Origin of the sequence: Marimonas lutisalis (assembly GCF_005434965.1) — a bacterium.
Lineage (GTDB): Bacteria > Pseudomonadota > Alphaproteobacteria > Rhodobacterales > Rhodobacteraceae > Marimonas_A > Marimonas_A lutisalis.
Window position 1 is genome coordinate 837,395 of record NZ_SKCI01000002.1, and the last position, 24,026, is coordinate 861,420.

Annotated in this window: 26 protein-coding genes; 7 read left to right on the forward strand and 19 right to left on the reverse strand. The window is 65.5% G+C overall.

What is annotated here, in order from left to right; all coding sequences use genetic code 11:
• Window positions 1–44: 44 nt before the first annotated feature.
• Window positions 45–770 carry a transporter substrate-binding domain-containing protein gene (locus E0501_RS12220; protein WP_161594610.1) on the reverse strand — a complete coding sequence of 242 codons (726 nt, stop codon included), beginning with the start codon at window positions 768–770 and terminating at the stop codon, window positions 45–47.
• A 135-nt stretch (window positions 771–905) separates the two neighbouring features.
• Window positions 906–1,526: an HD domain-containing protein gene (locus tag E0501_RS12225; RefSeq protein ID WP_137701622.1), complete on the reverse strand. Its 621-nt coding sequence runs from the start codon at window positions 1,524–1,526 to the stop codon at window positions 906–908.
• 131 nt (window positions 1,527–1,657) lie between these two features.
• Here E0501_RS12225 and E0501_RS12230 point away from each other — a divergent pair, with 131 nt between their 5' ends.
• Window positions 1,658–3,064, forward strand: a complete 1,407-nt coding sequence (locus E0501_RS12230) for an amidase (protein WP_137701623.1) — start codon at window positions 1,658–1,660, stop codon at window positions 3,062–3,064.
• A gap of 7 nt (window positions 3,065–3,071) precedes the next feature.
• On the opposite strand, the gene E0501_RS12235 is transcribed toward E0501_RS12230, so the two are convergent.
• Together E0501_RS12235 and E0501_RS12240 are read right to left on the reverse strand one after the other, a co-directional pair.
• A complete protein-coding gene (locus tag E0501_RS12235) occupies window positions 3,072–3,950 on the reverse strand; it encodes a phytanoyl-CoA dioxygenase family protein (RefSeq protein ID WP_137701624.1) in 879 nt (292 codons plus the stop codon).
• Between the two features lie 69 nt (window positions 3,951–4,019).
• Window positions 4,020–4,454 (reverse strand): Lrp/AsnC family transcriptional regulator, encoded by a 435-nt coding sequence (locus E0501_RS12240; protein WP_137701625.1) that lies wholly within the window; start codon window positions 4,452–4,454, stop codon window positions 4,020–4,022.
• Window positions 4,455–4,559: 105 nt separating this feature from the next.
• Here E0501_RS12240 and E0501_RS12245 point away from each other — a divergent pair, with 105 nt between their 5' ends.
• From E0501_RS12245 to E0501_RS12255, 3 genes are all read left to right on the forward strand, one after another.
• Window positions 4,560–5,696, forward strand: coding sequence for a type III PLP-dependent enzyme (locus E0501_RS12245; RefSeq protein WP_137701626.1), 1,137 nt, complete (start codon window positions 4,560–4,562; stop codon window positions 5,694–5,696).
• A gap of 104 nt (window positions 5,697–5,800) precedes the next feature.
• Complete coding sequence (locus E0501_RS12250; RefSeq protein WP_137701627.1) at window positions 5,801–8,095, forward strand: xanthine dehydrogenase family protein molybdopterin-binding subunit; 2,295 nt, start codon at window positions 5,801–5,803, stop codon at window positions 8,093–8,095.
• Window positions 8,076–9,128, forward strand: a complete 1,053-nt coding sequence (locus E0501_RS12255; protein ID WP_137701628.1) for a DUF2235 domain-containing protein — start codon at window positions 8,076–8,078, stop codon at window positions 9,126–9,128. The genes E0501_RS12250 and E0501_RS12255 overlap by 20 nt, the downstream gene beginning before the upstream one ends.
• A 7-nt stretch (window positions 9,129–9,135) precedes the next feature.
• On the opposite strand, the gene E0501_RS12260 is transcribed toward E0501_RS12255, so the two are convergent.
• Genes E0501_RS12260 through argB form a run of 4 tightly spaced genes read right to left on the reverse strand, consistent with a single transcriptional unit; the run spans window position 9,136 to window position 11,952 of the window.
• The gene (locus E0501_RS12260; protein WP_137701629.1) at window positions 9,136–9,636 is read right to left on the reverse strand and encodes a SixA phosphatase family protein; all 501 of its coding nucleotides are present in this window, start codon (window positions 9,634–9,636) and stop codon (window positions 9,136–9,138) included.
• Entirely contained in the window at window positions 9,633–10,247 is a 615-nt protein-coding gene (locus E0501_RS12265) for a ferredoxin (RefSeq protein ID WP_137701630.1), read from the reverse strand. Before E0501_RS12265 ends, E0501_RS12260 begins: the two co-directional genes overlap by 4 nt.
• Window positions 10,244–11,038: a sterol desaturase family protein gene (locus E0501_RS12270; RefSeq protein WP_137701631.1), complete on the reverse strand. Its 795-nt coding sequence runs from the start codon at window positions 11,036–11,038 to the stop codon at window positions 10,244–10,246. The genes E0501_RS12265 and E0501_RS12270 overlap by 4 nt, the downstream gene beginning before the upstream one ends.
• 47 nt (window positions 11,039–11,085) lie before the next feature.
• Entirely contained in the window at window positions 11,086–11,952 is an 867-nt protein-coding gene (argB, locus tag E0501_RS12275) for an acetylglutamate kinase (RefSeq protein WP_137701632.1), read from the reverse strand.
• 117 nt (window positions 11,953–12,069) lie between these two features.
• Here argB and E0501_RS12280 point away from each other — a divergent pair, with 117 nt between their 5' ends.
• On the forward strand, window positions 12,070–12,798 hold the full coding sequence (locus E0501_RS12280; RefSeq protein WP_137701633.1) for an SDR family NAD(P)-dependent oxidoreductase: 729 nt from the start codon (window positions 12,070–12,072) through the stop codon (window positions 12,796–12,798).
• 82 nt (window positions 12,799–12,880) lie between these two features.
• Here the strand turns inward: E0501_RS12280 and yihA are convergent, their stop codons facing one another.
• The 11 genes from yihA to rpmH form a co-directional block, all read right to left on the reverse strand.
• The gene (yihA, locus tag E0501_RS12285; RefSeq protein ID WP_137701634.1) at window positions 12,881–13,531 is read right to left on the reverse strand and encodes a ribosome biogenesis GTP-binding protein YihA/YsxC; all 651 of its coding nucleotides are present in this window, start codon (window positions 13,529–13,531) and stop codon (window positions 12,881–12,883) included.
• Window positions 13,528–14,289, reverse strand: a complete 762-nt coding sequence (locus E0501_RS12290) for an MOSC domain-containing protein (RefSeq protein WP_137701635.1) — start codon at window positions 14,287–14,289, stop codon at window positions 13,528–13,530. Before E0501_RS12290 ends, yihA begins: the two co-directional genes overlap by 4 nt.
• Window positions 14,286–16,133 carry a membrane protein insertase YidC gene (gene yidC, locus E0501_RS12295; protein WP_137701636.1) on the reverse strand — a complete coding sequence of 616 codons (1,848 nt, stop codon included), beginning with the start codon at window positions 16,131–16,133 and terminating at the stop codon, window positions 14,286–14,288. Before yidC ends, E0501_RS12290 begins: the two co-directional genes overlap by 4 nt.
• A 114-nt stretch (window positions 16,134–16,247) precedes the next feature.
• Entirely contained in the window at window positions 16,248–17,795 is a 1,548-nt protein-coding gene (locus E0501_RS12300; RefSeq protein ID WP_235857833.1) for a putative bifunctional diguanylate cyclase/phosphodiesterase, read from the reverse strand.
• A 101-nt stretch (window positions 17,796–17,896) separates the two neighbouring features.
• A complete protein-coding gene (gene ttcA, locus E0501_RS12305) occupies window positions 17,897–18,727 on the reverse strand; it encodes a tRNA 2-thiocytidine(32) synthetase TtcA (RefSeq protein ID WP_137701637.1) in 831 nt (276 codons plus the stop codon).
• Window positions 18,728–18,819: 92 nt separating this feature from the next.
• Complete coding sequence (locus tag E0501_RS12310; protein ID WP_137701638.1) at window positions 18,820–19,161, reverse strand: TusE/DsrC/DsvC family sulfur relay protein; 342 nt, start codon at window positions 19,159–19,161, stop codon at window positions 18,820–18,822.
• 89 nt (window positions 19,162–19,250) lie between these two features.
• Window positions 19,251–19,460, reverse strand: a complete 210-nt coding sequence (locus E0501_RS12315) for a hypothetical protein (protein ID WP_137701639.1) — start codon at window positions 19,458–19,460, stop codon at window positions 19,251–19,253.
• A complete protein-coding gene (locus tag E0501_RS12320) occupies window positions 19,457–20,605 on the reverse strand; it encodes an aromatic ring-hydroxylating oxygenase subunit alpha (protein ID WP_137701640.1) in 1,149 nt (382 codons plus the stop codon). Before E0501_RS12320 ends, E0501_RS12315 begins: the two co-directional genes overlap by 4 nt.
• Before the next feature lie 103 nt (window positions 20,606–20,708).
• A complete protein-coding gene (gene yidD, locus E0501_RS12325; RefSeq protein WP_137701641.1) occupies window positions 20,709–20,981 on the reverse strand; it encodes a membrane protein insertion efficiency factor YidD in 273 nt (90 codons plus the stop codon).
• Window positions 20,978–21,334, reverse strand: coding sequence for a ribonuclease P protein component (gene rnpA / locus E0501_RS12330; protein ID WP_235857834.1), 357 nt, complete (start codon window positions 21,332–21,334; stop codon window positions 20,978–20,980). The genes yidD and rnpA overlap by 4 nt, the downstream gene beginning before the upstream one ends.
• A gap of 121 nt (window positions 21,335–21,455) precedes the next feature.
• A complete protein-coding gene (gene rpmH, locus E0501_RS12335; RefSeq protein ID WP_005980833.1) occupies window positions 21,456–21,590 on the reverse strand; it encodes a 50S ribosomal protein L34 in 135 nt (44 codons plus the stop codon).
• Window positions 21,591–21,875: 285 nt separating this feature from the next.
• On the opposite strand from rpmH, the gene E0501_RS12340 reads away from it, so the two are divergent.
• Both E0501_RS12340 and E0501_RS12345 read left to right on the forward strand, forming a co-directional pair.
• Window positions 21,876–22,616 (forward strand): TVP38/TMEM64 family protein, encoded by a 741-nt coding sequence (locus E0501_RS12340; RefSeq protein ID WP_137701642.1) that lies wholly within the window; start codon window positions 21,876–21,878, stop codon window positions 22,614–22,616.
• Window positions 22,616–23,998 carry a dihydrolipoyl dehydrogenase family protein gene (locus E0501_RS12345; RefSeq protein ID WP_137701643.1) on the forward strand — a complete coding sequence of 461 codons (1,383 nt, stop codon included), beginning with the start codon at window positions 22,616–22,618 and terminating at the stop codon, window positions 23,996–23,998. Before E0501_RS12340 ends, E0501_RS12345 begins: the two co-directional genes overlap by 1 nt.
• Window positions 23,999–24,026: the final 28 nt, after the last annotated feature.

The following is a 24,026-nucleotide window of genomic DNA, read 5'->3' on the forward strand; positions in this document are numbered from 1 at the left end:
GTCCCGAGCGGCGCGGTTGCCAAATCCTGTTTCGGATCGGGCCGTCACCAGGGCGTGGCGTCGATGCCGAACCACTTTTCGGTCAGGGCGTTGAGGCTGCTATCCTGGCTCATGTCATAGATCAGGTCTTCGAAGGTGAACCGCAGGTCGATATTGTCGGCATGCAGCGCCATCGTCACGCCGGGGCGGGGCCGGCCGCCCCTGATGGCCACCACGGGGCCGTCATATGCCGCCAGCATCGGCAGGAGCTTTTCCGTTTCGGCCACGACAACATCGGCGCTGCCGGCTTCGACGGCCTTCACGGCCTCCTGCAATGTCGGGTGATAGGTGATGTTGTAGCCGGTGGTTTTCTTCCAGGCCTCGATCGCCGGATCGCGTAGCGCGGCGACGCTCTTGACGCTTCCGAACACCTGGCGAATGGCCGGCAGCCCGGCAAAGGTGAAGGGGTCGGGATAGAGATATGGCGCGGTGGTTTCGATGCCGTCGCCCAGATCGGCATTTACCGGGATGGCGGCCATCACCACGTCGATCTCTTTCGCCCGCAGGGCGTCGAAAAGCGTGTCGTGGGGCATCGCCGTCCATGCGCAGGTGAGCCCGCCCCGCGCGCAAAGCGCATCGCCCAGAGCCTTGTCGAAGCCCTGAAAGGTGGCCCCATCGACCGTGTAGTCGCCAACGTCATAGACATCGGGAACGCCGATGGTGATGGTCTGCGCAAGGGTTGGAAGCGGTTGCAGAAAAAGCCCGCAAAGCACGAGTGCCGGAAGTTTCATGGTTGGTGTCCACTGTCTCGAGTTTCGGACGCAAAGAAACGAGATTTTACCAAACAAAAACATTCTAGCTCGAAAGGCCGATGCCATCCGTGACCGGGATCAATACAAGGGTCTTCCTTTGGGCTACGCGCGATTTCAGGCGCGGTCTGCGGCCACCTTGTCCACCACCAGCGGTTCGCGTTCGCCCGCGCGCAGAACCGCCGGGTCATAGGGCGTGCGGTCGAACACCTCGCGCACCATGGGGACGAAGAAATCGAGCGGCAGGTCGTCATAGTCGGGATCGAAGCTGGCCTGGTCCCAGCGTTCGCAGAATTCGGCGCAATCGTCGAAATACATGTGGCCCGCGTGGCGGTCGCGCTTGTGCGGATTACCGCCCGGCACCTTGTCGCCGTAGTAAAGCATCTGGAAATCGGCGTGGGTCTGCACGCACCAGGCCACCTGTTCGCGCACGAAGGGGCGCAGGATGGCGGCGGCGTATTCATCGTGATTGTAGGGTGCGTAGATATCGCCGATGTCGTGCAGAAGCGCGCCCACCACCCAGTCGATATCGGCGCCGTCGCGCCAGGCGCGGGTGGCCGATTGCACCGAATGGCCCAGACGGGTGACCTGGTAGCCCGAGAGCGATTCATCGAGTTCGACCAGCGCCTTCAACAGCCGGTCGGCGGTGTGGCTGGCATATTCCGTCTCGTGTTCCTGCAGGAAGGCGTATTCCTCCTCGGTGCCGTCCTTCATCTGGGTGAAGTTGACCTTGTCCATTTTTGCGACTCCCTGTCTTTGCGCCAGATTTCCCGATTCCGCGACGTTTCGCCAGCCCTGATGTGACATTCTGTTTACGCGCCATGATGTGCGTGGTTAGCTGAGCCGCGATAGCCGACGGGGAGACGACGATGGACGAGATCATCAACAGGAGCGCGGTGCATACCGCCAAGGCCCTGGCCCGGGGCGACGTGAAAGTGGCCGAGGTGACGCGCGCGCATCTGGACCGGGTGGAGAAATGCGAACCGGGGCTGCGCGCCGTGGTCGAGCCGCTGGAGGCGGCGGCGATGGAGCAGGCCGAGGCGATGGATGCGAACCGCCCGCAGGAGCTGCCGCCGCTTTGGGGGCTGCCGGTGACGGTCAAGATCAATGTCGATTACGAGGGCCTGCCCAATTCCAACGGCATCCCGGCGCTGAACGACACCCCGTGCGAGCAGGACGCCCCGGTGGTCAAGAACATCCGTGATGGCGGGGCGGTGGTGATCGGCCGCACCTCGACGCCGGAATTTTCGCTGCGCTTCTTCACCTCGAACCCGATCTATGGTCGCACGCTGAACCCGTGGGATGCGTCGCGCACCTCGGGCGGGTCGTCGGGGGGCGCGTCCTCGGCCGTGGCGGCGGGCATGGGGGTGCTGGGCCACGGCAACGATCTAGGCGGCAGCCTGCGTTACCCGGCCTATTGCTGCGGGCTGGCCACGCTGCGTCCGTCGCGCGGGCGCGTGCCGGCCTTTGCGCCCTCGGCCCCGGCCGAGCGCCCGGCGATGCTGCAGATGATGAGCGTACAGGGAATGATTGCGCGCGAGGTGGGAGACATCAAGCTGGCGCATGGCGTGCTGAGCCGCCGCTCCTCGGACGATCCGCTGTGGAACGCGGCGCCCGATAGCGGGCGCAGTCGCGAGGGGCGCAAGCTGCGCGTGGGCTGGTGCGTGGATGTCTTTGGCGACGGGCTGGTCGATCCCGAGGTCGCCAAGGCGGTCGAGGCCGCGGTGGGCGCGGCGAAACAGGCCGGCATGGAGGTGGTCGAGGTGACCCCGCCGATGGCGCAGGACGCCGCCGAGACCTGGGGCGCGATCCTGAATGCGGAAGTCGAGGTGATGATGCTGGACGCGATCCGCAAGATGGGCTCGGACGCCGTGAACGGCGTGATAGACGGCTATATGGAGATCTACCCGGTGCCTGACCTGGCCGGGTTCATCAAGGCGCAGGCGAAGCGGATGACCATCCTGCGCGAGTGGGGCCGGATGTTTGATTATGTCGATGCGCTGATCCTGCCGGTATCGGGCCAGCCGCCGTTCCGCGCCGACCAGGATATCGAGGAACCCGAAACCCTGGCCGAGATCATGAAGGCGCAGCGTTTCCTCTATATTCTCAACGTGCTGGGCCTGCCGGGCGCGACGGTGCGCACGCTGGATGCTTCGCCCATTCCGCTGGGGGTTCAGATCGTCGGGGACCAGATGGACGATGCCGTGTGCCTCGATGTGGCGCAGGCGATCGAGACCGAGTTGTCGCTGGACCTGCACCCGATCTTCCCGCTCTGAGACGGTCTCAGGCGAAAGCGGATGAGCGGCCCTTGGCGCCGCGGAGCTTGATCGCGGCCTGATGGGTGCGGATCTCATCGAAAAGGGCCAGGGCAGCGGGTTCGAAATCGCGCGCGGGCGGGGCGAAATTCATGAAATTCCCCGTCCGGTCGGCGCCGCGCACCAGCATGGCGTAATCCTTTTCGGCCCCGTCGGGCAGAACGCCGGGGGCGACATAGCGGATGACGCAGGCAATGCGCCGGTCATCGCTGGTATTGGGGCCCGAGCCGTGGATCGTCAGCCCGTGATGCAGGCTGATCTGGCCGGGCATCAGTTCGATCGCGGTCTTTTCAGCATCAGAGACGTCCACCGCCACCTCCTGCCCTCGCGACAGCAGGTTGAATTCATCGAAACTGTCCTCGTGCGGCAGGATCGGGTTCTTGTGGCTGCCGGCGACGAAATCCATGCAGCCCGAGGCCGGCGTCGCCGGTGACAGTGCCAGCCAGACGGTGACCATCTGATCGGTGGCGCCGAGCCCCCAATAGGTGAGATCCTGATGCATGGTGACCATATGGCGGGTCTGCGGTTCCTTGATGAAATACTCGGCCCCGAAAACCATGATATCGGGGCCGATCAGGCCCTCGACCACGTCGAGGATGCGCGGATCGGCCGAGATCTGCGCTGAGAGCGTCATCACCACGTTCGACAGCATCCGCTTGTAGGTGTTGATCGGGTGGGGCAGGTCGGCGGCAAGCCAGTCGCGCTCGATCCGTTCCAGTTCTGCCCGCCAGGACAGGGCGGTTTCGGCCGGGATCGCCTGGATGGGGAAGAGGAAGCCATCGCGCCAGTACTGCTCGATCAGCGGTTGCGGCAGGTGTCCGGCATCGAGCGTCAGGGCGGCGGGCATGGCAGAATCTCCGGTCTGGTGCCTGTCAGCGTGCCGAAGACGCGCCCAGCCTGTAAAGCCTGAATGTGCCTAGCGCCGCCGGTCGAGCTTGGTGGAGAGGTGAATGAGGCTTTCCGAGCCGAGCACGCCGCGCGCCTCGGAAATGCGGTCGAGGGCTTCGTCCAGCTCCTCGGTGGTGGTGGCGACCAGCGTGGCGATCAGGTCGAACCGGCCGGTGGTGGTGTGCACCTCGACCACCGCGGGCAGGGATTTGAGCCGCCCCAGCACATCGGGCTGGCGGCGCGGTTCGATCGAGATGAGCGCGGTGGCGCGGATCATCGGCTGGGCCGCGCGGCCCCGGCGCAGGGTATAGCCCGCGATCACGCCGCTGGTTTCCAGCCGGTCAAGCCGCGCCTGCACGGTGGTGCGCGCGAGGCCCAGCCGCCGCGCCAGCGTGGCCACGGGCAACCGCGCGTTCTCGGCCAGGGCGGCGATCAGGGCTTCGTCTGTTTCGTCGGTTTGCATTATGTGATTGTCGATCTGACGGAAAAAAGAGTCAACACGGCCAATCTGCCGCGCGTTTCTGACCGCTTTTGCTCGGATACTGGGGAAAAACGCGCGAGGGAAAACATGTATCCACAGGCCCCGATCCACGATCCCGTCTGGCATCTGGCGCAGACGCGCCCGGACCATCCGGTGATGTATTTCAACCCCGCGGCGCTGCGCGCCGCGGCCGAAAGGTTCCGGCGCGGGTTTCCTGGGCTGGTGACCTATGCGGTCAAGGCCAACCCGGCGCCGATGGTTCTGGAAACGCTGGCAGCGGGCGGGATGCAGGCCTTTGACGTGGCCAGCCCCGCCGAGATCGAGATGGTTCAGGCGGCCGCGCCGGGCGCAGCGTTGCATTACAACAATCCCGTGCGCTCGCACGAGGAGGTGGCCACGGGGGTGCGCGCCGGTGTCGTCTCGTGGTCGATCGACAGCCTTTCCGAGCTTGACAAGCTGGGCAGGCCGCGGCGGCCCGGCGAAGAGGTGGCGGTGCGCATCGCGCTGCCGGTGAAGGGTGCGCATTACGATTTCGGCGAGAAATTCGGCGAAACGCCCGAGGGCGCGGCGGCGATCCTGCGCGAGGTGGCGCGGCGCGGATTTTTCCCTGCGATCACCTTTCACCCCGGCACCCAATGCGCCGAGCCCGCCGCCTGGGCCGCGTATATCGAGGCCGCGGCGGATGTGGCGCGGCGTGCGGGCGTCACCATCGGGCGGTTGAACGTGGGCGGCGGTTTTGCCGCGCATCGCGCGGGGCCCGCCCCCGACCTCGAGGCGATTTTCGCGGCGATCGACTCGGCGGTTGCACGCGCCTTCGACGGGCCCGCCCCCGCGCTTCTTTGCGAGCCGGGCCGGGCGATGGTGGCGGATTGCTTCGTGCTGGCCACGCGGATCAAGGCGGTGCGGGAATGCGGCGCGATCTTCCTGAACGACGGCCTCTATGGCGCGCTGTCGGAACTGCGCGATATCGGCCCCAATCACCGGGTTCGGGTGATTGGGCCCGACGGGCAAGAGCGCCGTGGACCGATCCGCCCGCGCGTGGCCTTTGGTCCGACCTGCGACAGCCTTGACCGGGTGCCGGATCCGGTGCCGTTGCCCGGCGATCTGGAGGAAGGCGACTATCTGCTGTTCGAGGGCATGGGCGCCTATTCGCTGGCCATTGCGACCCGGTTCAACGGGTATGGCCCGGGCGAAGTGGTGACACTGGCGCCGGGTGCCGCCTGAAAGGGCAGCCGGCTGAAACGTCACGGAAATTTCACGCCAGAGCATTGCACCGGCCGCCCCGGACGCTAGGATGTACCGCGCGCTTCAGGCAAGGGAGACCGGGGATGGAAAAATTCGGACGCAGCCAACCGATCCGGCGGGTCGAGGATCAGCGGTTCCTGACGGGGCAGGGCCGTTACGTGGATGATATCGCGCCCGAGGGGGCGCTGCATGCGTATTTCCTGCGCTCGGATGTGGCGCACGGGGTGCTGGCGCCACTGGACCTGGGCGACGCGCGCGAGGTGCCGGGTGTGCACCTGGTGCTGGATGCCGCGGCGCTGGCCGAGGCGGGCGTGACCAAGGGCCTGCCCGCCGTGCAGATCAAGAACCGCGACGGCAGCGACAGCGCCGCGCCCAAGCGGCCGCTGCTGGCCGAGGGCCGGGTGCGTTACGTGGGCGAGATCATCGCCATGATCGTGGCCGACACGATCGAGGCGGCGCGCGACGCGGCCGAGCTGATCTGGGCCGAGATCGACGAATTGCCCGCCATGATGCAAAGGGGCGAGGGCGAGGTGGACCTGCATGAAGAGGCGCCGGGCAACCGCGTTTTCGACTGGGGCATCGGGGATGAGGCGGCAACGCAGGCGGCGTTCGACAGTGCCGCGCATGTGGTTGAAATGGAGGTCGAGGACAACCGGATCATCGTGGCCTCGCTCGAGCCGCGCGGCGCCTATGCCGAGATGGAGGACGACCGGCTGCACCTGGCGGTGAATGCGCAGGGCGTCTGGGTGCCCAAGCGCACGCTGGCCGAGGTTCTGGAGATGGACCCGGAGATGATCCACGTGACCAACCCCGACACCGGCGGCGGCTTTGGCATGAAGGGGCAGCCGCATCCCGAGCAGATCCTGGTGGCGCAGGCGGCCCGGATGCTGAACCGGCCGGTGCGCTGGATGGGCACACGGTCCGAGGCAATGGTGGCCGATGCGGGCGGGCGCGACCTGAACCATACCGCCGCGCTGGCCTTTGACGAAAACCTGCGCATCACCGGGTACCGGGTGAAGACCGAATGCAATATCGGCGCCTACAATTCGCAGTTTTCCCACATCATCCAGACGACGCTGTTTTCGCGGGTTCTGACCGGGGTCTATGACATCGGCGCGGTCTGGCTGAATGCCGAAGGGTTTTACACCAACACCACGCCGGTCGATGCCTATCGCGGTGCCGGGCGGCCCGAGGCGATTTACCTGCTGGAGCGGATGATGGACCGCGCCGCGCGCGAGCTGGGCGTGGATGGGCAGGAGCTGCGCCGGCGCAATTTCATCGCGGTGGATCAATTCCCCTACAAGAGCCTGACCGGCGAGACGATCGACGTGGGCGATTTTGCCCGCGTGCTGGCCCATGCCGCCGATTTCGCGGATGTGGCGGGCTTTGCCGCGCGGCGCGCGGAGAGCGAGGCGCGCGGTCTGAAACGGGGCCTGGGCCTGTGTTACTATATCGAAAGCATTCTCGGCGATCCTAGCGAAGGCGCGAAGGTGGTGTTCAACGAGGATGGTACGGTGTCGATTTTCGTGGGAACGCAGTCGAACGGGCAGGGGCATGAAACGGTCTATGCCAAGTTCCTGTCCGATCAGACCGGCATCCCGATGGAGAAAATCCAGGTTGTTCAGGGTGATAGTGACCTGATCGCGCAGGGTGGTGGCACCGGGGGGTCCCGGTCGGTCACCACCCAATCGCACGCCACGCTGGCCACGGTGGCCGCGATGATCGAGGCCTATACCCCCTACCTGGCCGAAAAGATGGGCGTCGAGGAAAGCGAGATCACATTCGACGACGAGACCTTCCGCGCGCCGGGCTCGAACCTGACGCCGACCTTCCTGGAAGCGGCCGAGATGGCGCGGGCGGACGGGCGCGAGGATTTGCTGAGCCACGAAAAACGGGTGACGCTGCCGGGCCGGTCCTTCCCCAACGGCGCGCATTTCGCCGAGGTCGAGGTGGACCCGGAAACCGGCAAGGTGGAGCTGGTGCGTTACAAGGTGGTTGACGATTTCGGCAACCTGATCAACCCGCTGCTGGCCGAGGGGCAGGTGCATGGCGGGGTGGCGCAGGGTGCGGGCCAGGCCCTGATGGAGCACGTGGTGCATGACGAGAGCGGCCAGCTGCTGACCGCGAGTTTCATGGACTATGCCTTGCCGCGGGCCGACGATATGCCCATGTTTGGATTCGAGACCGAGCCGGTGCCATCCACGGCCAACCCGATGGGGATGAAGGGCTGTGGCGAGGCCGGGACGGTGGGCGCGATGGCCGCGGTGGCCAATGCCGTGGGCGACGCGTTGTGGGATATGGGAGTGCGTCAGGCCGACATGCCGTTCACGCCCGCGCGCGTCTGGAAGATGATGAAAGATGTGGAGGCAGCTGGGTAAACACGTATTCGACTGGCTTCGGCCGGGGCTTGGCAGTGGAACAACCGCCAGAACCCGCCGTCGTGGCCGGGTCGATCACGTGATCATCCTGGATGGCACCATGTCGAGCCTTGCGCCCGGCGACGAGTCGAATGCCGGGCTGGCCTACAAACTGCTTTCGCGGATCGGTGCGCCGGTTTCGGTGTATTACGAGGCGGGCGTGCAATGGCAGGACTGGCTGTCCTTTGGTGATGTGGTCACGGGCCGCGGCATCAACCGACAGATCCGCCGCGCCTATGGCTATCTGGCCTCGCGCTATCGCCCGGGCGACCGGATCTTCCTGATGGGCTATTCGCGTGGGGCCTTTGCCGTCCGCTCGCTGGCGGGCGTGATCGACCAGGTGGGCCTGTTGCGCCCCGAATGCGCGACCGAGCGCAACGTGATGACCGCCTATCGCCATTACCAGTCGCCGCCAGGCAGCCCCGCCGCGCGGGCATTTTCGGCCGCCAATTGTCACCCCTGGGTCGAGATCGAGATGGTCGGTGTCTGGGACACAGTCAAGGCGCTGGGCCTGCGGCTGCCGGTGCTGTGGCGCTGGACCGAACCCGCGCATGAGTTTCATACCCACCAGCTGAACGCGATCGTGCGGCATGGCTACCACGCGTTGGCCATCGACGAGACGCGGCAGGCCTTCGATCCGTTGTTGTGGCGCACCCCGGAGGAGCTGGAAGCGCGGGTCGAGCAGGTGTGGTTCGCCGGTGGCCACGGCGATGTAGGTGGGCAACTGGGCGGGTTAGAGGCCGCCCGGCCTCTGTCGAACATCCCCTTCGTGTGGATGATGGAGAAGGCCGACGACCGCGGCCTGTGCCTGCCGCAGGGCTGGCGGTCGGAGTTTCCGACCGACCCGCATGCGCCTTCGGTGGGCACGTGGTCAAGCTGGGGCAAGCTTTTTGTCCTGCGCCGCCGCCGCGTTGTGGGGCGGGACCGGTCCGAACGCCTGCACGAAAGCGTCGGGACACGGGAAATGGCGTCAGCGCGCGTACAGGAAGCCTGAGGCCAAGTCAGTCCGTCAATTCGCGGGGGATGACGAAGTCGACCACTGCGCCGGAATGGAAATCCGCGTCTTCCCAATTTTCGATCGGCAGGTCCGCCACCAGCGTGGCACCGGTGGGATAGTCGAAAAACCGGTCGTGGGCGGGCGGCGCGGTGACGATCCTGTCGGCGAAATCCGCGCAGCCGGGATTGTGCGTGACGATCAGCACGCATTGCCCGGCGCCATGGTCGCGCAGCGTTTCCAGCATCACCATGGTCGAGGCGTGATAGAGCGCATCGAGATACTTGATCGGCACCACGCCCAGCCTGAGCCCGTCCAGCGTTTCTCGGGTGCGCGTCGCGGTCGAACACAACACGATATCGGGGGTATGGCCCTTGTCGCTCAGCCATTTGCCCAGCGCCACGGCCGAGCGTTTGCCGCGCGGGTTCAGAGGGCGCTCGTGGTCGTCCAGCGCGGGGTTGTCCCAGCTGGATTTCGCATGGCGCATCAGGATCAGGCGACGGGTCATTTGAAGGCCCTCATGTGAAAGGCGGATTGCGCGTCCAGCCTGCCATAGCTTTGGCTGACCGGGCAAGCGCGACGCACGGCGCAGCCGCGCGCCATGCAATCCTGCCCGGCCTCTGTGTCCAGGTAGGCCCGGCAGGCGGGCACGTCATACCCGCTGCCTGTCAGAGCGCTGGCGGGGCAGGCGGCCAGGCAGGGGCGCCCGGTACATGTGATGCAGGGGGTATCCGCGGGGGCCGGCAGGTCGCGCCGCCCCGGCAGGCGCACCGCCCCGCGATAGGATACCATCAGTCCGGCGCGCGCATGCACCAGCATCCCCACCGGCGAGGTCCAGGCCTGGCCCGAGCGCAGGGCCCAGTCCTGAAACGGGGGATAGGGCGGGCCATCGGAAGGGAAGATCGCGGCGCCGCCCCACGCGCTGGCCAGCGCGCAGATCACCCGTTTCGACCAGCGGTCGAGCGGATCGGGTGCGCCATCGCGATATTCGGGCTGGGCGGTGAAATGCGCCCAGAAACCGGGTTCGTCCGGACCCAGCAGCACAATCGTATCGTCCGCCTCGTGCAGGGCGCCCAGGATGGCAAGCGCATCGGCTTCGGGCGCGGGCGACAGCTTCATTTTCGGCCAAAGGGCAGCAGCAGGCTCCACCCGAGGCGCGAGGGCCGGTCATCCTGCCACTCAAGGCCGATGGTCATACCGTCATGCCCCGCGTCCGGCTGGGCAGTGTAGGTGCCGAACAGCCGGTCCCAGATCGACAGGGCAAATCCGTAGTTGCTGTCATGCTCGGAGCGGTGCACCGAATGATGCACCCGGTGCATGTCGGGCGTGACAAGGACCAGCCGCAACCAGCGGTCCAGCCACAGCGGCAGCTTCATGTTCGCATGGTTGAACATCGCCGTGCCGTTGAGGATGATTTCGAACAGAATGACAGCGAGCGCGGCGGGCCCAATCAGGTAGACGAGCCCGATCTTCAGCAGCATCGACAGCGCGATCTCGACCGGGTGAAAGCGGATCGCGGTGGTGACGTCGATATCACGGTCGGCATGGTGCACGCGGTGCAGCCGCCACAGCACCGGCACCTTGTGCGTGACAAGGTGCTGCGCCCAGATCGCGAAATCGAAAAACAACACCGCGCCAGTGATTTCCAGCCATATCGGCCAGTCCACCCGGTTGAGCAGCCCCCAGCCATTGGCCGCGGCATCCACCGCCGCCCCCACCGCCAGAAGCGGCAGGAAGATCGCCATGGCGCGCAGCGTCAGCGTGTCGATCACGATGATCGCCCAGTTGGTGAACCAGCGGGTGCCGCGCGGCTGGGTGCGGGCGCGGCGCGGCGCCCGGGCCTCGATCGCCGCAAAGAGCGCGAATAGGCCGAGAAAGACCGACAGGCGGATGATGGCTTCGTTTTCCATGTGCTTAACCTAGGCCAGCCGATAGCGGTCGCAACAGGCCGATTGCCTCAGATCTCTGCACGAATGAGTGAGCCGGCACCATGCTCGGTGTAAAGCTCAAGCAGCACGGCATTAGGCACCCGCCCGTCGAGGATGACCACCCCGCGCACCCCGCCTTCGATCGCGGTGAGCGCGGTTTCGGTTTTCGGGATCATGCCGCCCGCGATGGTGCCGTCCTCGGTCATCGCGCGGATCTGCGCGGCCGAAAGTTCGGTGACGACCTCGCCCGCCTTGTTCTTCACGCCCTCGACATCGGTCAGCAGCAATAGCCGGTCGGCCTTGAGCGCGCCCGCGATGGCGCCGGCGACCGTGTCGCCGTTGATGTTGAAGGTCTCGCCGGCCTCGCCCGCGCCCAGCGGTGCGATCACGGGGATGGCGCCCGCCTCGAACAGCGTGTGCAGGATGCCGGGATCGACCTTCGACGGCGTGCCGACAAGACCAAGCGCCGGATCGGTCGGCGTGCAGGTGACCAGGTTCGCATCCTTGCCCGACAGCCCCACGGCGCGCCCGCCCTGGCGGTTGATCGCCTGCACAATGCGTTTGTTGACACGGCCCGAAAGCACCATTTCCACCACTTCCATCGTGGCCTCGTCGGTGACGCGCTTGCCGTTCACGAACTCGCTCTGGATATCGAGTTTTTGCAGCATCGCGTTGATCATCGGCCCACCGCCATGCACGATCACCGGGTTGACGCCGACCTGCCGCATCAGCACCACGTCGCGGGCGAACATTTCCATGCCCTCGTCGCTGCCCATCGCATGACCGCCCAGCTTGATCACGACAATGGCGCCGGTATAGCGCTGAAGGTAGGGCAGCGCCTCTGAGAGGGTGCGGGCGGTGGCAATCCAATCGCGGTTCATGGTCTGCTTCTTCATCTCTGGCGTCCTTCTGGCGCCCCTGCTTAAGCCTTTCGGCGCGCCCTGCCAAGCCTGCCATTGTCGCGGCGGCGCAAGCTGATAGAGTTGCGACAACCGAGCAGCAGGGGTGCAGCGATGAGACAGAAAACCATGCTTCTGACCGGGGCGAGCCGCGGCATCGGCCACGCCACCGTGCGGCGCTTCAACCGCGAAGGCTGGCGCGTCATCACCTGCTCGCGCCAGCCCTTTCCGGCCGAATGCCCCTGGGGCGGTGGCGCCGACAACCACGTGCAGATCGATCTTGCAGATCCCAACGACACGATCCGCGCGGTCGAGGTGATCCGCGAAAAGCTCGACGGTAAGCTCGATGCGCTGGTCAACAATGCGGGCATCTCGCCGAAAGGGCCCGAGGGCCAGCGGCTGAACACGCTCGACACCGACCTGAAGACCTGGGGACACGTGTTCCACGTCAATTTTTTCGCTTCCGTCGTGTTGGCGCGCGGCCTGAAGGACGAACTGGCGGCGGCCAAGGGGGCGGTGGTGAACGTGACCTCGATCGCGGGCTATCGGGTGCACCCCTTCGCGGGCGCGGCCTATGCCACGTCGAAGGCGGCGCTGAAGGCGCTGACCCGCGAAATGGCGCATGATTTCGGCCCGCTGGGCGTACGTGTGAACGCCATCGCCCCGGGCGAGATCGAAACCGCGATCCTGTCGCCGGGCACTGAAAAGATTGTCGAACAGATCCCGCTGCGCCGCCTGGGCCAGACCGAGGAAGTGGCCGCGACGATCTTTTTCCTGTGTTCCGGCGAAAGCACCTACATTTCCGGCACGGAAATCGAGATTAACGGCGGGCAGCACGTGTGAGGCAGGCGTGAGGGGCCAGCCCCTCACACTCCCCGAAATATCCCGGGGGTTTGGGGGCGGCGCCCCCAATCGACCTCCGGGTTCAGACCAGGCTGGCGATGATGGCGCGCAGGGTGGGAATGCCATCGCCCTTTTCCGACGAGGTCAGCACGATCTCGGGAAAGGCGGCGGGATGTTTCGAGAGTCTCTCGCGCACCTGCTTCAGCACCCGAACGCGGTCCTTTTCCTTGACCTTGTCGGCCTTGGTCAGCACGCACTGGAACGTGACGGCGGACTGGTCGAGCAGCGTCATGATCTCTTCGTCCACCGGTTTCACGCCGTGGCGCGCATCTATCAGCACGAAGGCGCGGCGCAGCGACGGGCGGCCCGAGAGATACTGCTTTAGGAGTGTCTGCCATTTCTCGACCACCGCGACGGGCGCATTGGCAAAGCCGTATCCGGGCAGATCGACGAGGTAGTGATTCTCACCGGCCGTGAAGAAGTTGATTTCCTGGGTGCGGCCCGGCGTGTTCGAGGCGCGTGCGAGGCCGCGGCGGCCGGTCAGCGCGTTAATCAGCGTCGACTTGCCCACGTTGGAGCGGCCGGCGAAACAGACCTCGATCCGGTCGGGCGCGGGCAGGCCGGACATGGCCACGACACCCTTGAGAAACTCGGTTTCGCCGGCGAAAAGCAGGCGGCCTTTTTCCAGCGCCTCCTGGTCGGGCTCTTCTGCGATGGGGAAGGGCAGGTTCATGACAGCACCGTCAGGCGGTCGCCTTCGATCACCTGCCCGCCGCTGACGACCTTCATGTACACACCGAAATTCGTGTGTCCGAATTCGTCATGCAGAAGTTGCAGCATGTCCACGTCGCGGCGGCCGGTTTCGGGGTTGGCATCGGTCATGCGGCAGCGGGCGTCGGCCTCGACCACTTCGAATTCCGCCGCGCCGATTTGCACGCGGTTTCCGATCAGGTCGAATTCTTCCCACGGGGCGAGCCCGTCGACCAGCAAATTGCCGCGCCAGCGCAGGGGCGAGAGCGGGTGGCCCAGCCGGCCCTCGACCGCGCGGTGCGAGGCCAGGTTCATCAGCGAGATCGACTGGTAGCCGGTGTCGGTCATGGCCTCGTCGGGCGCGCGCACGAAGCGCGAGGGCAGCAGTTTCGCGCCCAGGGAAATCGGCATCACCCATTGGATAAATTCGCAGCCGTCGCCGTGATCATGCGGGTCGATGGTTAGCGGCGGGCGGTCGGGATGAAAGAAGGTGATCGTGCGATAGGCCGGATCGGTCATGCATTCGATCTGCTGCAACCGGGGCGAGGACGCCCCGCGCGAAAAATCGCCCGGCGGGTTCCAGCCCGGGCGCTCGACATCGAAGCAGGAGCGTTCATGGGCCACGGCCCAGACCCTGTCCCACGGCATCGCGCGCCCCTCTTCCAGCGTGACCATGTCCACCCGTTCGCGGCCATGGGCCTTGACCGGGTGGCGCCAGATCTGGGCGAGATACGCGCTCATTTATCCCCGGACTTGGCGCCGCGCGACAGGCTTTCGCGGATGTTGCCGAAAACGTCGGGCTTGTAGCCGTGGCTGCGCATGATCGCGTATTGCTGGATGAAGGTAATGGTGTTGTTTGCGATCCAGTAGAGCACGAGGCCCGAGGCAAACGAGCCCAGCATGAACATGAACACCCAGGGCATCCAGGCGAAGATCTGTTTCTGCACCGGGTCGGTGGGCGCCGGGTTCAGCTTCTGCTGAAGCCACATCGAAACCCCCAGCGCGATCGGCATGATCCCAAGGAAGACAATGGCCAGGATCGAGCCGGGTGCGGGCCCGTCCCAGGGCAGCAGGCCGAAAAGGTTGAAAAGCGAGCTGGGATCGGGTGCCGAGAGGTCGCGGATCCAGCCGATCCACGGGGCGTGGCGCAACTCGAGCGTGACGAAGATCACCTTGTAGAGCGAGAAGAAGATCGGGATCTGCAGAAGGATCGGCAGGCAGCCCGAGGCCGGGTTCACCTTTTCCTTTTTGTAGAGCGCCATCATCTCCTGCTGCATCTTCTGGCGGTCGTCGCCGGCCTGCTCCTTGATCTTTTCCATCTGCGGCTGCAATTCGCGCATCTTGGCCATCGAGGCGTAGGATTTGTAGGCCAGCGGGAAGAGAATGATCTTGATCACGATGGTCAGGCCGATGATCGCCCAGCCCATGTTGCCGATGAGCCCGTTCAGCCAGTGCAGCACCGCAAAGATCGGCTTGGTCAGGAAGAAGAACCAGCCCCAGTCGATCGAATCGAGGAACTTGACCACGCCGCCGTCCTTTTCATAGGCGCGGATTGCCGCCCATTCCTTGGCCCCGGCAAAAAGCCGCGACTGGACGGCGACCTGCGCACCGGAGGCCAGTTCGCGCGTGGATTGCACGGTTTCGGTCTGGTAGATGTTGCGGCGGTCGTCGAACTTGGTGACCGATTTGAAGGCATTGCCGGCCTGCGGGATCAGCGTGGCCATCCAGTAATGGTCGGTAAAGCCGATCCAGCCGGCCTCCTGCACGCGGGTCACGTCGGCGCGGGCGCCTTCGTTGGGGTCGATGGCGTAATCGGCGATATCGTCATAGTCGATCTCGGCCAGCTCACCGTCGGCCATGCCGACGACGCCTTCGTGCAGGATAAAGAAATTCTTCATGTCAGGCGGCGTGCCGTGGCGCGCCAGGATGCCGTAGGGCGCCAGCGCGACAGTGTTGGCGCCGGTGTTTTCCACCGATTGCGTGATGGTGAACATGAACTTGTCATCGACGGCGATTTCGCGGCGGAAGGTCAGGCCGGCGCCATTGTTCCAGGCAAGCGTGACCGGGCTGCCCGGGGCCAGGGTTTCGCCCTGCTCCAGCGTCCAGAGCGTATTGGGGCCGGGCACCGCATCGGGCGAGAGGCCGGCGCCGGGGGCCCAGCCGTAAAGCGCATAGAAGGCGTGGTCGCTGCCATAGGGGGACAGCAGGGTGACGATGTCGCTGCCGTCATCCAGTGATTCGCGGTAATCCTTGAGCGCCAGGTCATCCAGTCGCCCGCCCAGAAGCGAGATCGAGCCGGTCACGCTGGGGGTGTCGATGGTGATGCGCGGTGCCTCGGCGAGGGCGGTTTCGGTTTCGGCCGCGCTGGCCGCGGGAGTGCCGGCGGGGGCATCGGCCACGGGTGTGCCGCCTGCGGGCGCGTCCGCCGTCGGCGTGGCCGTCCCGCTGTCGGCGGCGGTTTGCGTGGCGGTGGGCGCCGTGGCATCCTGCGGCGGCTCGGGCGGCGGGAACATGATCGACCAGCCGATGATCACCAGCATGGAAAGGGCGACGGCAAGGATAAGGTTCTTGTTCTGATCGTCCATCATGGGCCCACACGCGTTCCGTTTTCAGTGGAGCCGGTTCAACAGACAGTGTGGCCAAAGGTCAAGCCGATATTGGCCGGATGAGGCAGAATGCGCCGGTTTCGGGGCCTTTGGTCAGCCGGATTGCCGCCCGATGCGCGGCGGCGGGCCCAACTTGGCCTCGTGCGCGCGAATCCAGTCGAGGGTCTGGTCGAAGGGCATTGGCCGCCCGATGCCGAAACCCTGCACATGATGACAGCCCAGCTGGGCCAGCATCGCGTGCTCGCCCGCGGTCTCGACGCCTTCGGCCAGCGTTTGCAGGCCCAGCCGGTCGGCCATGGTCAGGATCGCGGCGACCATGCGCTGTTGTTCGGGGTCGCTGTCGACATGGGAGACGAAGCTGCGGTCGATCTTGATGCGGCCGATGGCAAAGCGGCGGATCGCGGCGATCGAAGCCTGTCCGGTGCCGAAATCATCCAGGTCAACCCGGCAGCCCATATCGGACAGCAGACGGATATTGCGGGCAGTCATGTCCTCGGCCGCGCCGGCGACCACGGTTTCCAGCACTTCGATGGTCAGGCGGTCGGGGCCCAGGTCGAACCGGTCGAGATCCCAGCGCAGCTTGTCGGCCAGCCGTGGGTTGCGCAGTTCCTCTCCGGTCATGTTGACGGCGACGCAGGGCACGTCGACGCCCGCGGCATCCCAGGCGTTGATTGCCGAGAGCGCACCATGGACCATGACTTCGCCCAGCCGCTCCAGCTGGTCCGCCTGCTCCAGCGCGGGCAGGAATTCGCCCGGGGGGATTACCCCGCGTTCAGGGTGAACCCAGCGCGCCAGCGCCTCGAATCCGGTCACGCGGCCCGTCTCGGTGGAAATCTGCGGCTGGTACCAGGGCAGGATCTGCCCGTGTTCCAGCGCCAGCTGCGCCTCGTGCACCAGGCTGTCACGGGCCTGGCGCAGGCGGCCCATTTCGGGGCTGAAGGCCCGGATCGCCGATGGCCCGGCGCGGCGCGCCTCGCCCAGGGCCAGGGCCGCGGCCTTGATCATCTCGGGCCCCGATTTGCCGGGATTGCGCGACGACAGGCAAAACCCAACCGCCGCCGTCAGATAGATCGACTGGCCGTCAAGCGAGAGAGGTTCCTCGACGGCCGATTGCAGCCGGGTGGCGATCTGGATCCCGTTTTCAAGATCAAGACGCGGCACAGGTGCGGCGATCACCGCAAAGCGACCGTCACCATGGAAAAACAGGCCGTCGCCTTCGCGCACAACGCTGCGCAGGCGGCCGGCAAGGCGTTGCATCAACGTCTCGGTGCCGTCCTGCCCGTGCAGGCGTGCCAGGCGGTCGAGCGCTTCGATCTCGATCCCGAACGCGGCGGTTTTCAGGCCCGAGCGCCCGGCGCTGGCCAGCGCGGCCTCGGCAAACTCGGCCCCGGCGGCGGCCAGCGGCAGGCCGGTGACACCATCGCGCGGGCCGCGCCCGCGATCGGGGGTCATCCCCAAGGATCCCGCCAGCGCGACCAGGAGCGGCGTGCCCAGCGCCACGGCGATCAGCGCCGCCTCGCCGCCCAGCCAGAAGGCACCCAGCGCCAGGGCTGGCAGAAAGGCCAGTGCCTGCGGCCCGATCAGCATCCGCCGCAGCGCGCGGCGCAGGAAAAATGGCGAGAATCTGCGGTACCCGGCCATGTCGGCGCATCCCCTGATGGTTTCAGGGAACGCTAGGCCCTGCGCCTCAATAACGGTTTAACGCCGGGCGGGGCAGGGCGGGAAGTTCGAAAATACTTTATTCAATCCACGTCGCGGGTCAGCCCCGCGAAGTCGAAAAGCCCGGGGTCGAGCAGGTGGCTGGGCCGGGCATTCATCAGCGCGCGGAACATCACCTGGCGGCGGCCGGGGCTGTTTTTTTCCCAACCGTCCAGGATCTGCTTGATCTGCTGGCGTTGCAGCCCGTCCTGCGATCCGCACAGATCGCAGGGGATGATCGGATAATTCATCGCCCGGGCGAAGCGGTCGCAATCCTCTTCGGCCACGTGTGCCAGCGGGCGATAGACGAAAAGATCGCCCTCTTCGTTGACCAGTTTCGGCGGCATCGTGGCCAGCCGCCCGCCGTGAAACAGGTTCATGAAAAAGGTTTCCAGGATGTCGTCGCGGTGATGGCCCAGAACCACCGCCGAGCAGCCTTCCTCGCGCGCAATCCGGTAAAGGTTGCCACGCCGCAGCCGCGAGCAGAGCGCGCAGTAGGTCCGGCCCTGGGGCACCTTGTCCATCACGATCGAATAGGTATCTTCGTACTCGATCCGATGCGGAACCTGCATCTTTTCCAGGAATTCGGGCAGTACCGTGGCCGGAAACCCCGGTTGCCCCTGGTCAAGGTTGCAGGCCAGAAGCTCGACCGGGAGAAGCCCGCGCCACTTCAGCTCGTGCAGGATGGCCAGCATCGTGTAGCTGTCCTTGCCCCCCGACAGGCAGACAAGCCATTTCGCGCCGGGCTCGACCATGCCGTATTGCTCAACGGCCTCGCGCATGTTCTGCACCAGACGCTTGCGAAGCTTCTTGAACTCCGTCGTCTTGGGGGCGCCGTGAAACAGCGGGTGGATATCGTCGGCCTTGTCCAGCATGGGGCGCGATATGCCATGCGGCGCGCGCCCCGGCCAGAGTAAAGATCACCGCTGGATGCCGATTTTTCGCAGAAAAATCGCTGCCGCGCGGTTCAGTATCCGCCCTTGCGCCGGCTTTCCGGCAGGCCGGCGATGCGCCCGCCCTGCTTCGACGGGTCCAGCGGGAACAGCGCGTACAGATCGCCCTGCTTGATCTTCTCGCCCCATTCCTCGCTCATTGCCTTGATGATCGCGCGGGTGTTGGGCTGGTTCTCGCGGTTGTTGAAAAACTCGTCCCGCAGGTAGTTGATCACGTCCCAGTGCCGGTCGGTCAACTCGCCGATGGATTCGGCCTCGGCCATGTGGCGGGCCAGGTCCTCGGACCAGTCTTCGTGGTTCACCAGGTATCCCTGGTCGTTGGTTTCGATGGTGCGGCCGTCAAAGTCGATGGACATGCGCTCCTCCCCTGATCGCATTCATGAATTCATATCGGTGATTTTGAATGCGTCAGGCGATTCTGGTCAAGTGTTTTGACCTTCGCGCGCTAAATCCGGCCCATCATGTGCAGCCGGGTCCGCAGGCCTTCGGCGCGCGCATCGCCCGCTTCCAGCGCATAGACGAAAGCATGCGTCAGGTAGAAGCCGCAGGCAGTCTCATCGCCCGCGGCATCCGCCGCTTCCTCGTAAAGCGCGATCAGCGCGGCGCGGTCATCGGCGGCATGCGCCGCCAGCAGCCGCTGGTCGAGCCCGCTCATTCCGCCGCGAGTTGCTGGCGCCGGGCGCCCACCTTCTCGGCCACCCAGGCGTGGAAAAGATGCGTCGGCCCGTCCATCGCGGGCGAGAAGCGCCCCCCATCAAATCCGGGGGTGTGGCGGCCCTTCTGCATGCCTTCGACGACGAACACGTCCTCTTCGAAGACGGTCTGCCACTGCGCCGCGTTCCGGGCGCGAAGGGCGTCGTTGGTTTTCGGGGTGGAGTAGTAGAGGTGGATATGCTCGGCTGTTTCATCCAGGCCTTTGGGCTCGAGGATGATGGCAAAGGCGTGATCGCGCTGGGCGCCCAGAAGCACGTTGGGATAAATCGCCACGTATTCCGCGCCTTCGTCCCATTTCTGCGAGAGGCCGGGAAAATCGGGAAAGATCGCCCCGTCCTCGCCCTTGATCTGCTGGTAGACATAAGTGCCCTGGCCGGAATACTGCCCGGGTTTTTCGATGTGATAGTGATCTTCCAGCCGCGAATAGCCGTTCAGACCCGGATGCACCCAGGGCAGGTGATAGCTTTCGCAGTAATTCTCGACCGCGAGCTTCCAGTTGGTTTTCACGTCGAGCGTGAACTTGCTGTCGTCGCCGCCATGGTAATGCGGGCTGTCGAATTCGCTCCAGCGTTGCAGCAGGTCGGCATGGACCTCTTCGAAGGGGGCGGCGTTGCCGTTGATGTTCACGAACACGACGTCGCGCCAGATGTGGCTCGGTACTTCAATCAGGCCCAGTTCGTCCTTGTTCATCTGGTCGTGGGTGTTCATGCCCGGGCCGCCCACATGCGGCGTGGCCACCAGCCGGCCGTCATGCGCATAGCACCAGGAATGATAGGGGCAGCGGATCGCGCCTTCGATCTTGCGCGGTTCCTCGACCAGGATCATGCCGCGGTGGCGGCAGATGTTCTGGAAAACCCGCACGACATTATCGCGCCCGCGCAGCAGCAGAAGCGGCACGCCCAGGAACTCGACCGGTTTCGCATCGCCCGGCTCGGGCACGTCGGCGGCCACGCCGATCCCGGCCCATTCGTTGAACAGAAGCGCCTCGCGCTCCTCGGCGAAAACGGCCGGGTCCACGTAATGGGCGTTGGGCAGGCCATTGGCGGTGGCGATGGGGCGGGTGACTGTGGACAGGTCGGTGGTCATCGGCGGCACTCCTCAATCCGAATGAACGAATCATAGGGCCAAGCCGGAAATCCACTTGTCACAAGGCGACCTGCACTTGCCGCAAGGCGACCACGCGCAATGCTCAATGGTCGTGATTACAGCCTTCGTGTCGTTGCCTGTCATGCTCGGGATCGGCGCCCGGCACCGGATCATATCCCGATCCGCCCCAGGGGTTGCAGCGCAGGATGCGCCAGAAGGCAAGCCACCCGCCCCTGATCGCGCCATGCCGCTCCAGCGCGTCGAGCGCATAGGCGCTGCAGGTGGGCTGATACCGGCAGCCATGCCCCACCCAGGGCGAGAACAAGAGCCGGTAGGCCCGGACGGGCAGGGCAAGGATATGGGCGAAGGGGCTCATGCGTCGGGACCGTGCAGTTTTTTCAAGGCATAGATAAGATCGCCCTGAAGCTCTTCAAAGGGGCGCTCGGCCGTGGCACCTTGTCGCCCGATCAGCACGTAATCCCATCCAGGCCGGCCATGGGCGGGCAGCACCAGGCGGGCCACTTCGCGCAAGCGCCGCTTGGCGCGGTTGCGGGCGACCGCGTTGCCCACCTTTTTCGAACAGGTGAACCCCACGCGCATCGGCCCGTCATCGTCGCGTTTGCGCGCCTGCACCATCATGCCCTTGGTGCCCTGCCTGCCGGCCCGCGCGCAGGCGAGGTAATCCGAGCGGTTCACGAGGGTTTCGATATCCGGGGCGATCGTCGTCATGCCGTGGCAGCCCCCGGACATATCCCCGGACAAGCGAAAACCGCCCGAGCCTCGGCTCCGGCGGTTTCGTATCGTTTCATCGCCATGATCCTCCGCACCGCGCGGGTGCGGGGCCGAACGCTTACGCGCTCAGGCTCTTGCGGCCGCGCGCACGGCGGGCGTTCAGGATCTTGCGGCCGGCCTTGGTGGCCATGCGCGCACGAAAGCCGTGGCGGCGCTTGCGAACCAGGTTCGAGGGTTGGTAGGTGCGTTTCATCGCTCCGTCTCCGTCTGTCTTGGGCGCAGGCGCGGAATCGCGGATGGGCCCGTCTATGCTTCGAAGCACGGTCTATAGGCGGGCGCGGCGCCCCTGTCAAACGCCCGATGCGGGGTTTTGCAACAAAAACGCAGGGCACGGGGGCGGAAATGTTTCAGCCGGGGCAAAAACCTGCCAAATCCTCACGCCAGGCGTCACCCTCGATCAAGCGGGCGTGATCGCGCTGGGATAAACCGGGCAGCGGGCGCATTTTCATGCCAGACAAGGCAGGGAGTGCCACGTAAGATGACCGACATGACCCAACCCGACGCGGGACAACAAACTTCCGGGCTGATGCGCAAGCTGCCCTTGATCGTGATCCTGATGGTTGCGGCGGTGGGGGCGTTCACCCTGCGCGATTACCTGAGTTTCGAGACTCTGCGCGACAATCGCGAGGCGCTTTTGGCGTTTCGCGATGCGCATTACTGGCCCACGGTGGCGGTGTTCATGGCGGGTTATGTGGCGATCGTGGCCTTTTCGCTGCCCGGCGCCACGGTGGCCACGCTGACCGGCGGGTTTCTTTTCGCCACCTTTCCCGGCGCGCTCTACAACGTCACGGCCGCCACCATCGGCGCCACGCTGATCTTCCTGGCCGCGCGCTGGGGGTTGGGGGACAGGCTTGGCGCAAGGCTTGAGGCCAGCGACGGCACCGTGAAACGCATCAAGGACGGCATCGACGAAAACCAGTGGTCGATGCTGTTCCTGATCCGGCTGGTGCCGGCGGTGCCGTTCTTCGTCGCCAACCTGCTACCCGCGTTCCTCGAGGTGCCATTGCGCCGTTTCGTGATTTCCACCTTTTTCGGCATCATTCCGGGGGGCGTGGTCTATACCTCGGTCGGCGCCGGTCTGGGCGAGGTGTTCGAACGCGGCGAAAGCCCCGATCTGGGCGTGATCTTCGAGCCCCATATCCTGTGGCCGATCCTGGGGCTGTGTGCTTTGGCGGCGCTGCCGGTGGCAATCAAGGCGCTGCGCGGAAAGGCCCTGTGATGGAGCATGTAAGAACCGATCTTCTGGTGATCGGCGGCGGTTCGGGCGGTCTGTCGGTTGCCGCGGGCGCGGCGCAGATGGGGGCCGATGTCGTGCTGCTGGAAGGCCACAAGATGGGTGGCGACTGCCTGAACTATGGCTGTGTGCCGTCAAAGGCCCTGCTGGCCAGCGCCAAACGTGCCCATTCAGGGCAAGCGGTGGATTTCGCCGCCGCCAGGGACCATGTGCACGAGGTGATCGCCACCATCGCGCCCCATGACAGTGTCGAGCGGTTCGAGGGGCTGGGCGTGCGCGTCATTCAGGATTACGGCGCCTTTGTCTCGCCCACCAAGGTGCAGGCAGGCAGCACCCGCATCACCGCGCGGCGGATCGTGATCGCCACCGGCTCGTCCCCGCTGGTGCCGCCCATTCCGGGCCTTGACAGCGTGCCGTATGACACCAACGAGACGATATTCGAGCTGCGCGAGAAGCCCGCGCACCTTCTGATCATCGGCGGCGGGCCGATCGGCATGGAAATGGCCCAGGCGCATCGGCGGCTGGGCTGTGCGGTGACCGTGATCGAGGGCGCGAAGGCGCTGGGGAAGGATGATCCCGAGGCGGCGGCGGTGGTGCTTGACGCGCTGCGTGCCGAAGGCATCGCCATCGAGGAGGACGCCCTGGCGTCAGAGATACGCGAGCAGGCCGGCGCGATCGAGATCGAGACGAAAGACGGACGCGTCTTCAAGGGCTCGCACCTGCTCCTCGCGGTGGGGCGCAAACCCAATATCGACCGGCTCAACCTGAATGTTGCGGGGATCGAGACGACGAAGGCGGGCATCAAGGTCGATGCATCGCTGAAAACCAGCAACCGCCGGGTCTATGCCATCGGTGACGTGGCCGGCGGGCTGCAATTCACCCATGTGGCGGGTTATCACGCGGGCATCGTTATCCGCTCGGCCCTCTTTGGCCTGCCGGCCAAGGCGGGCACCGCGCATATCCCCTGGGCCACCTACACCGACCCGGAACTGGCGCAGGTCGGTCTGACCGAGGCAGAGGCGCGCGAGAGGCACGGCGACCGTCTGGACATCGCGCGGTTCGATTATGCGGGCAATGACCGGGCGATCGCCGAGGGCAAGACCATGGGTTTCGTCAAGGTGATGGTGGTCAAGGGCCGCCCCGTGGGCGCCACCATCGTCGGCCACCAGGCGGGCGAGCATATCAACCTCTGGGCGCTGGTGCTGGCCAACAAGCTGAAGATGAGCGCGGTTGCAGGCATGGTTTCGCCCTATCCGTCGCTGGGCGAGGTTAACAAGCGCGCCGCGGGTGCCTATTTCTCGCCCAGGCTTTTTGCTAGCAAGGGCGTGAAACGGGTGGTCGGGCTGGTGCAGCGCTGGCTGCCCTGAAGGAGCGGTATAGCGCATGGGTCTGGGT

Bases quoted from the DNA above. Each gene is read 5' to 3' on its own strand.
- E0501_RS12220 (WP_161594610.1), bottom strand. From the start codon at position 770: ATGAAACTTCCGGCACTCGTGCTTTGCGGGCTTTTTCTGCAACCGCTT.
- E0501_RS12225 (WP_137701622.1), bottom strand. From the start codon at position 1,526: ATGGACAAGGTCAACTTCACCCAGATGAAGGACGGCACCGAGGAGGAA.
- E0501_RS12230 (WP_137701623.1), top strand. From the start codon at position 1,658: ATGGACGAGATCATCAACAGGAGCGCGGTGCATACCGCCAAGGCCCTG.
- E0501_RS12235 (WP_137701624.1), bottom strand. From the start codon at position 3,950: ATGCCCGCCGCCCTGACGCTCGATGCCGGACACCTGCCGCAACCGCTG.
- E0501_RS12240 (WP_137701625.1), bottom strand. From the start codon at position 4,454: ATGCAAACCGACGAAACAGACGAAGCCCTGATCGCCGCCCTGGCCGAG.
- E0501_RS12245 (WP_137701626.1), top strand. From the start codon at position 4,560: ATGTATCCACAGGCCCCGATCCACGATCCCGTCTGGCATCTGGCGCAG.
- E0501_RS12250 (WP_137701627.1), top strand. From the start codon at position 5,801: ATGGAAAAATTCGGACGCAGCCAACCGATCCGGCGGGTCGAGGATCAG.
- E0501_RS12255 (WP_137701628.1), top strand. From the start codon at position 8,076: ATGTGGAGGCAGCTGGGTAAACACGTATTCGACTGGCTTCGGCCGGGG.
- E0501_RS12260 (WP_137701629.1), bottom strand. From the start codon at position 9,636: ATGACCCGTCGCCTGATCCTGATGCGCCATGCGAAATCCAGCTGGGAC.
- E0501_RS12265 (WP_137701630.1), bottom strand. From the start codon at position 10,247: ATGAAGCTGTCGCCCGCGCCCGAAGCCGATGCGCTTGCCATCCTGGGC.
- E0501_RS12270 (WP_137701631.1), bottom strand. From the start codon at position 11,038: ATGGAAAACGAAGCCATCATCCGCCTGTCGGTCTTTCTCGGCCTATTC.
- argB (WP_137701632.1), bottom strand. From the start codon at position 11,952: ATGAAGAAGCAGACCATGAACCGCGATTGGATTGCCACCGCCCGCACC.
- E0501_RS12280 (WP_137701633.1), top strand. From the start codon at position 12,070: ATGAGACAGAAAACCATGCTTCTGACCGGGGCGAGCCGCGGCATCGGC.
- yihA (WP_137701634.1), bottom strand. From the start codon at position 13,531: ATGAACCTGCCCTTCCCCATCGCAGAAGAGCCCGACCAGGAGGCGCTG.
- E0501_RS12290 (WP_137701635.1), bottom strand. From the start codon at position 14,289: ATGAGCGCGTATCTCGCCCAGATCTGGCGCCACCCGGTCAAGGCCCAT.
- yidC (WP_137701636.1), bottom strand. From the start codon at position 16,133: ATGGACGATCAGAACAAGAACCTTATCCTTGCCGTCGCCCTTTCCATG.
- E0501_RS12300 (WP_235857833.1), bottom strand. From the start codon at position 17,795: ATGGCCGGGTACCGCAGATTCTCGCCATTTTTCCTGCGCCGCGCGCTG.
- ttcA (WP_137701637.1), bottom strand. From the start codon at position 18,727: ATGCTGGACAAGGCCGACGATATCCACCCGCTGTTTCACGGCGCCCCC.
- E0501_RS12310 (WP_137701638.1), bottom strand. From the start codon at position 19,161: ATGTCCATCGACTTTGACGGCCGCACCATCGAAACCAACGACCAGGGA.
- E0501_RS12315 (WP_137701639.1), bottom strand. From the start codon at position 19,460: ATGAGCGGGCTCGACCAGCGGCTGCTGGCGGCGCATGCCGCCGATGAC.
- E0501_RS12320 (WP_137701640.1), bottom strand. From the start codon at position 20,605: ATGACCACCGACCTGTCCACAGTCACCCGCCCCATCGCCACCGCCAAT.
- yidD (WP_137701641.1), bottom strand. From the start codon at position 20,981: ATGAGCCCCTTCGCCCATATCCTTGCCCTGCCCGTCCGGGCCTACCGG.
- rnpA (WP_235857834.1), bottom strand. From the start codon at position 21,334: ATGACGACGATCGCCCCGGATATCGAAACCCTCGTGAACCGCTCGGAT.
- rpmH (WP_005980833.1), bottom strand. From the start codon at position 21,590: ATGAAACGCACCTACCAACCCTCGAACCTGGTTCGCAAGCGCCGCCAC.
- E0501_RS12340 (WP_137701642.1), top strand. From the start codon at position 21,876: ATGACCGACATGACCCAACCCGACGCGGGACAACAAACTTCCGGGCTG.
- E0501_RS12345 (WP_137701643.1), top strand. From the start codon at position 22,616: ATGGAGCATGTAAGAACCGATCTTCTGGTGATCGGCGGCGGTTCGGGC.